The 3630-nt window shown below is 74.6% G+C and carries 3 protein-coding genes and 1 pseudogene; 1 reads left to right on the top strand and 3 read right to left on the bottom strand.

What is annotated here, in order from left to right; all coding sequences use genetic code 11:
- Positions 1 to 181 precede the first annotated feature (181 nt).
- Positions 182 to 784 carry a DUF6668 family protein gene (locus tag ACRX5W_RS06210; RefSeq protein WP_436786921.1) on the bottom strand — a complete coding sequence of 201 codons (603 nt, stop codon included), beginning with the start codon at positions 782 to 784 and terminating at the stop codon, positions 182 to 184.
- A gap of 368 nt (positions 785 to 1152) precedes the next feature.
- Between ACRX5W_RS06210 and ACRX5W_RS06205 the strand changes: the two genes are divergently transcribed.
- A complete protein-coding gene (locus tag ACRX5W_RS06205; RefSeq protein ID WP_436786920.1) occupies positions 1153 to 2967 on the top strand; it encodes a hypothetical protein in 1815 nt (604 codons plus the stop codon).
- Here ACRX5W_RS06205 and ACRX5W_RS06200 read toward each other — a convergent pair.
- Positions 2957 to 3328 carry a gamma-glutamylcyclotransferase family protein gene (locus ACRX5W_RS06200; protein ID WP_436786919.1) on the bottom strand — a complete coding sequence of 124 codons (372 nt, stop codon included), beginning with the start codon at positions 3326 to 3328 and terminating at the stop codon, positions 2957 to 2959. The genes ACRX5W_RS06205 and ACRX5W_RS06200 overlap by 11 nt on opposite strands.
- A pseudogene (locus ACRX5W_RS06195) lies at positions 3309 to 3630 on the bottom strand (hypothetical protein); the annotation flags it as partial. The gene ACRX5W_RS06200 and the pseudogene ACRX5W_RS06195, both read right to left, overlap by 20 nt.

Genomic DNA, 3630 nt, shown 5'->3' with positions numbered 1-3630 from the left:
CCCCGGAACCGATGATCCCGGCCACCACAAGGGCCTGTCCGGTGAATCTGTCCGGGGCCGCCCGGCGTGGCACGCACGCCCGCGACATTGCGAGCGAAGGAGGGCCACCAAACCCGGCAAGCGAGCACACCACAGCCTCGACGACGACCGGAGCCGACGACCGCCGAATCAAGCACAGAACCTAGGCGCCGCCGGTCAGGACCCTCGTGAGGTCCGCGCGCATCCGCAGGACGGGCTTGGGCAGGCGGGCGGGGGGCGGGACTTCGCCGAGGCGGAGGGATTCGATCCATGGGACGGTCCACACGTGGGGAAATCCGCCGGCGACCAAGGTCAGGAGGTCGGCGAGCGGCTTCGGCGGCCTGCCGGGCGCGTCGGCGACCGCCGCGAGTCCGAGGAGCACCACTGTCGGCACCGAGCCCGACGCCCACTGCCGGCAGGCGAGTTGTGCGGCACGCAGGCCGTTGGCGTTGGCCCGGGCGACGAGGACCACCCGGGTCGGCCCGCCGTCGGACGCCACCGGCCACCCTCGTCCGCCGTCGGCGCCGCCCGGCATGAGGACGTCGAGCGTGCCGACACCCGCGCCGCCATGGCAACCCACCCACCACCAGGGAGGATTGCCGCGCGCCGGACCGGAATCCCAGGTGTGCAGCCCGCCGGTGTCCGGCCGGGGGACGACGCTGGCCTGCGGCGCACGCGGACCGAACACCCCCGTGGACCGCGCCGGTTGGGGTTCCGCGACAGCCGGCTCGGACTGAGCGGGAGTCGGGAGCCAGGGGTTCGTCATGTCGAACTCACCTTGCCTCCAGGAAGTGCGCACGGAAGCGCGGGGGTGGGGGGGAATTGCCCGGCATCCGGCGAGGAACACCCTCGACCACGTGTTTCGCCGACGTCAAGTATCGCCTAACCCGGCCGCGTGCGGAGGACGTCGGTGTTTCGTTCTGCACAGTGGATTCCGTCCGCGATGCGCGATTGCTCGGCAGGAATGCGCGACCGCCTATACCCGCCCCGGAAGCCGAGCGTATACAGGAAGTGAAAAGGCGCTGTGCCATAGGAACTTCGGCGGTCGTCCGCGATTTCGCCCGGCCGCGTCCGCGGACCGGTTTGCGTCCGTGTCTTTCTTCCGCTCTGTGACTTCGCCCGAAGGAGCTTCCCGTGACCGAAATCGGGGATGTGCCCGGCTGGCCCGTGCTCACCATCGAGTTGTCCGGCGCCGCGGTGCGCGTCGACGGCGAGGAAGTGCGCGTGGGCGCGGACGGCGACGCGCGAGCCGCGGCCATCGAGGCCGCGGCGGAGACCGCGCGCACCCTGGGACGCCCGGTCCGGGTGGAGGCGATCGAGGAGGACGGCACGGTCTATCCGCTGATCGTCGCGCCGGACGCCGCGGTGACGGAGGCCGGGCCGGCGATTCCCCCGCAAGGCAACCGCCGCAAGTTGCGCCCGAAGCGGTCCGCGGCGCAGGGCGCGCAGCCGCGCGGACGCCTGCGCTCATCGGTGCGGGGCCCGCGCCGGGCCGCCGCCCAGTCGCCGGAGCCGGAACCGGAACCGGCGGTCCCGACGGGTGCCGTGCCCATACCCGGAGCCGGAGAGCAGCCCGGACAGGCACAGGAGCCGGACGCCGCCGCGCCCCTCCCGGTGGCGGCCTTCCCCGCCCCCGCTGCCACCGACCTGTCGTGGCGGTCGTTGGAGAGCGAGATCCCCACACCGCCGCCCGCAACGGGGGTGGCCGTCCCGGCTCCTCCGCCGGCGCCGACCGGGCCGTACGGTCCGGCGCCCGGCCCGGGGCCGATGTTCAGCGCGCCGGTGCCGGCTCCGCCGTCGCCTCCGCCGGCGGTTCCCGCGTCGGCCCCGGATCCCGCCCCCGCCCCGGCCTCGGCCGATACCGCCGGCGCGGCGCCCGCTCAGGCTGACGCGGTTCCCGATGCCGACGCTCCCGGCACGCCGGCCGCGTCCTCGGTGACCGCTTTCGCTTCGGCGGTCCGGCCCCCTCAGGCTGCCTTGGTTCCGGACGCTTCCGCCCCGAGCACGCCCGTTGCGTCCGCGTCCGCTTCGGCCGCGCCCGGCCCGGTGCCCCCGCCCGTGCCCGCTTCGCCGCCTTCGGTCCCGGGGCCCCCGGCGGACCCGGCGCCTGCTGTCATGACCACTTGGGACCCTGAGGCGGCCAAAGCCCGGCAGGCCGCCGATGTCCCCGAGGTCGCGGAGGCCGACGATCCGTCCCCGCCCGCGGCCGCCTCCTCCGTCACCGCGACCGCCCCGCCCCGCCGCCCGTCCGCGCCGCCGGTGCCGACGGAGTCGCCGTTCCCCGTGCAGCCGCCCCGGGGTTCGGTCACCACCGGCTCCGGCGGGGGCAGGCGCATCGCCGCACCCGAGGAGGAGGCACCGGCGGGCGACGGCGGGCCGGTCGTGATGCCCGCGTGGCAGCCGCCCTCCCCGCCCCGGTCGGCCGCACTCGTGCCCGCCGGGCCGCCGAACGCCGAGGTCACCGAATTCAGCGAGGTCGCTCCCTCACCCGACGCCGAGCAGTCGGCCCGGCTGCGGCAGATCCGCGCAGCGCTCGAAGTCGGGGAGACCGCGACGGCGTTGGCTCTGGCGACCGCGCTCGACCAGGCGGCGGAGATGAGCGGTGACGTCGCCAAGGCCATCGCGGCCCGCGAGGTACGCGCCTACACCGCCCTGCGCGACGGCGAAACCGCCACCGCCGTGGAGCTGTTCGCCCAGGCGGCGATGACCCGGGCGGTCCACGACCGGGAAGCCGGCGCCGACGGTGTCGTGTCGCAGCGGCGCTGGGCGTGGCGGCTGGCGCAGAACGCGCACTACTGCTGGTTGCAGGTCACCGACGCGGAAGTGGCGTACGGCCTGAGCCCTCACGTGCTCGGCGCCTATTCCGCGACGGGCACCCCGGAGACGCCCGCGGCGCTGGCGGCCCGGCAGCATCTCGCGGATTTGCGGCAGCAGTTGATCAGCGCATGACCGAAGCCCGGTAACCGGCCCGCCACTTGCGGCACGCGGCGACGTAGTCGGCCAAGTGGCGGCTGGCGAACTCCCGTACGGACCAATCCGGTTCGTGGTTCTCCGAGCCGGATGGGGCGACGTAGGCCCACGCGTGGCCGCCGTCGACGAGAGGGAGGCGCACGATGTCGTACAGGTCGTCCTCGAAGGCGTCGAGGACCTGCCACTCGGACGTGGCGATGCCGGTGAGAAGCCGGCCGGGAACACGGCCGGTTCCGGGCAGCAGCACGGGGTACACGCGGCCGGGGACGGCCGCCGCCCGCCAGCCGTCCACCGCCGCCGCGCTGTGGTCGGGCACGCGGTCAAGAAGCGCGGTCAGCACCTCGGGGAACCTCAGGCTCCCGTAGACGAACAGGCGATCCCGGTCCGCCGATCGGCGGGCCGTCCGGCCAGAGTTCCCCGAGTCGTTCGGGGGTGAGGGGGTCCCGGTAAGCGGCATGGAGCACCTCTGTGATCGCATCGCCGTCGGCTTCCGACAGATGGACGAACCAGTCGAATCCCGCCGGGTACGCCCAAAGATACGAGCGCAGGCGGGGGTCGGCTCCCCGGTCGGTGAGGAGGTCGGCGATGTGGCGGTCGGTCCAAAAGGGTACGCGCAGCCGGGCGTGCGCCGCGCACGCCCCC

The sequence above is a fragment of the Yinghuangia sp. YIM S10712 genome (assembly GCF_051388935.1).
In the GTDB taxonomy this organism is placed as follows: domain Bacteria; phylum Actinomycetota; class Actinomycetes; order Streptomycetales; family Streptomycetaceae; genus Yinghuangia.
Note: the sequence above shows the minus strand (reverse complement) of the source record. Positions and strands in the feature narration are given on the sequence as shown.